Origin of the sequence: Algibacter sp., from assembly GCF_049667265.1 — a bacterium.
Lineage (GTDB): Bacteria > Bacteroidota > Bacteroidia > Flavobacteriales > Flavobacteriaceae > Algibacter_B.
Window position 1 is genome coordinate 1 of sequence record NZ_JBATHX010000134.1, and the last position, 2642, is coordinate 2642.

General features: G+C 34.6%; 5 protein-coding genes. 2 read left to right on the forward strand and 3 right to left on the reverse strand.

Features of this window, described 5'->3' with window-relative positions; all coding sequences use genetic code 11:
• Positions 1 to 303: 303 nt before the first annotated feature.
• Positions 304 to 1026 carry a DUF3307 domain-containing protein gene (locus WBN21_RS04850; protein WP_424198158.1) on the reverse strand — a complete coding sequence of 241 codons (723 nt, stop codon included), beginning with the start codon at positions 1024 to 1026 and terminating at the stop codon, positions 304 to 306.
• Positions 1020 to 1622: a transcriptional regulator gene (locus tag WBN21_RS04855; RefSeq protein WP_424198159.1), complete on the reverse strand. Its 603-nt coding sequence runs from the start codon at positions 1620 to 1622 to the stop codon at positions 1020 to 1022. Before WBN21_RS04855 ends, WBN21_RS04850 begins: the two co-directional genes overlap by 7 nt.
• 224 nt (positions 1623 to 1846) lie before the next feature.
• Here WBN21_RS04855 and mscL point away from each other — a divergent pair, with 224 nt between their 5' ends.
• Entirely contained in the window at positions 1847 to 2287 is a 441-nt protein-coding gene (gene mscL, locus WBN21_RS04860) for a large conductance mechanosensitive channel protein MscL (protein WP_424198160.1), read from the forward strand.
• A 5-nt stretch (positions 2288 to 2292) separates the two neighbouring features.
• A complete protein-coding gene (locus tag WBN21_RS04865; RefSeq protein WP_424198161.1) occupies positions 2293 to 2451 on the forward strand; it encodes a hypothetical protein in 159 nt (52 codons plus the stop codon).
• Between the two features lie 62 nt (positions 2452 to 2513).
• Here the strand turns inward: WBN21_RS04865 and WBN21_RS04870 are convergent.
• On the reverse strand, positions 2514 to 2642 hold a 129-nt coding region (locus tag WBN21_RS04870), incomplete at its 5' end, for an HAD-IA family hydrolase (RefSeq protein WP_424198162.1).

Here is a 2642-nt window from a genome sequence, read left to right on the forward strand (position 1 = left end):
CCGGATTGCATAGTTATGCTAGTGGCGACCAGATTGTGAGTGTTAAATTTATTGCCATTACTTGTGGAATTGTTGCTGTATTAGGTGCTTTTGCTTATCGTGGGTATGCTAAGTTTTATAAGAAGTAGGTTTTTTTTCTCAAGAAAGTTTTTTAAAGTAATCTATTGACTGCCAACTGCACACTTGCCCTGCGTTAGGCCTGCCTGCCGGCAGGCAGGGATTGAAGCGGAAAGCCCACAGCCCGACGAAGGAGGTGCGAGGACTTGTAGCGGAAAGCCCGACCCTTTTCGGGTAACGCCCAAATTATTTTTCTATTAAGGTTAGAATGTACTCGTAGCTTATTCCGAAGGCTATGGCTAGTCCGAAACTTAGGAGTGTGCCTATTAGGATGTATTCGGTGAGTTTGCGGTCCTTTGCTTTTGATAAATCACCGAAACGAAATACGGATTTGGCGGCTATTAGAAACCCAACACCTTCCCAATGGTTGGTGATTATAAACATGAATACGAATAGGCGTTCTAGGATGCCAATATATGCGCCGGCATCGGCTAGGGAAGCTTCTTTGGTGTATTCTGATAAATCCCATTTTGAGATGATGGTTTTCATGATAATGGAGGATACTTTGGTGATGCAAAGTAAACTGGTTATGAATAATAGTATTTGTGGTGTGAAAAGGGTGTTGATGTCAATAACATAGGGTTGGTAAATTCTGACTACTAAGGCGATTATTAATAGGTGCGCCATTTGATCTAAACCAAATAGTAAACGGTTGTTCAATTTTGGCATGAGGTGCAGTTTAATAACATCTATTACATAATGCGAAATGGGAATAATTACCAAGGCTAACCAGTATTTAAATTCGAATTGCAAAACCACTATTAATGCTACTAGATGCACTAAAATATGCCAGTATAAATACTTTGATTTATGCTTATGAGTTTCTTTATGAAGTACCCATTTATTAGGCTGAAATATAAAATCGCCAATAAGGTGCGCAAGGATAAGTTTTATGGCTAATGCTAACATAGGGTTTGTATTTTGGTTTTGTAGTAGTGGAGTAATTTTGAAATCTCGTCGTAGCCACCTCGTTTTAAACCTTGACTAATATTTCCTTGGGTTTTATTTAGAATTTCGGCCAATTGATTTTGGGTTAAATTTGGCGTTTCTAAGGTTGTTTTTATGAGGTTTGCTGAGGTGCTGGACCAGTTATTTATGGTTAATTGGGCTAAATCGAGCATGAGGTTCATGGTTGTGTCGAATGACTCGAATGGTGATTTTATAGCCAATGTTGTTTTTTTTAGGTTCTCGAAACACTCGCCCGAGTTTACAAAGGCACTTCCGTTTGATTCGGTTATGTTTTTTGATTGGTATGTTTTATCACCTATTCCAATGGCTAATCTGACATCTATATTTTCAAATTGTTTGATGGTTGCTTTTATAAGGATACAGGCTTGCAAGGCATCTTTAGGTTCAATTTCTAATTGAAAACTATCACCTCTATATATTTCCCATGTTTTTGGGGAGTTTCCAAAACTTTTTAAAATAGTTTTAAGAGCGTCCAACCAGTTTTCTGGAGTGCTTTTTTTAGAGTTTATTATGTCGCCTGTTATAATGCTTGTCATAAATTATGATAAAAATATAATCAAATGTATAAATATTTATTCAAAATAGCAAAATTATTAGCTTAAAAGCTAATAATTAATAATATTAGTTAATTAGCTAATAATTAAAAATATTAGCTTAAAAGATGATATTTAAAATTATAAGTAAAGGCGCTGATATTTTATGAAGTTACTTTAACAAGAAATTACAATCTGATATCTTTGCTTCATAAAAAAATAGAGATATGAAACTATTCAAAGAATTTAAAGAGTTTGCTGTTAAAGGAAATATGATGGATATGGCCATTGGTATTATAATTGGTGCATCATTCAACAAAGTTATTGATGTATTGGTTAAAAAAGTATTCCTGCCACCATTGTCTTTATTAACGGGCGGTGCAAATATACAAAGCAAGCGTATAATACTTAGAGAAGCCGTAGTGGACACCACAGGTAAAAATATTACCGATGAGGTTGCTATAGGCTATGGTGCCTTAGGTGAAGCTATGTTAGATTTTTTAATTATTGGTTTTACTGTTTTTATTGTGGTGAAGTTTATGAATAGGCTACGAAATAGAGCACAAGATACTAAAGATGAAACCGTCGTAACGCCTAAGGACATTGAGCTTTTATCTAAACTTACAGACTTGATGGAGGAGCAGAATAAGTTGTTAAAAACAAAATAGTAGTTATGGCTAAAACCGGCAGAGAAAAGAATACGAAGAATAAAGCGAAGCATTCCAAATTAATGGATAAGAAGAAAAATAAAAAGAAAGCTGAAGCTGAATTACTGAAGGAGCGCTTAAAAGCTATTATAAATAAAGCAAAGAAAGAAAAAGAAAAAGATTAAAAAACGTTCGATATCTTATTAAAGGCAATGTCTTTAAAATCTTTAACAACCATATTTGCAGTTTAATAATCTTGATTTTTGGAGTGAAAACTATCAAAACCAACACAATAAATACCTGCCGCATTTGCTGCTTTAATCCCGTTTGTTGAATCTTCAATAACTATGCATTCATCTTTTGAAAACCCAGAAGC

Coding starts and splice junctions, on each gene's coding strand:
- WBN21_RS04850 (WP_424198158.1), bottom strand. CDS start 1,026: ATGTTAGCATTAGCCATAAAACTTATCCTTGCGCACCTTATTGGCGAT.
- WBN21_RS04855 (WP_424198159.1), bottom strand. CDS start 1,622: ATGACAAGCATTATAACAGGCGACATAATAAACTCTAAAAAAAGCACT.
- mscL (WP_424198160.1), top strand. CDS start 1,847: ATGAAACTATTCAAAGAATTTAAAGAGTTTGCTGTTAAAGGAAATATG.
- WBN21_RS04865 (WP_424198161.1), top strand. CDS start 2,293: ATGGCTAAAACCGGCAGAGAAAAGAATACGAAGAATAAAGCGAAGCAT.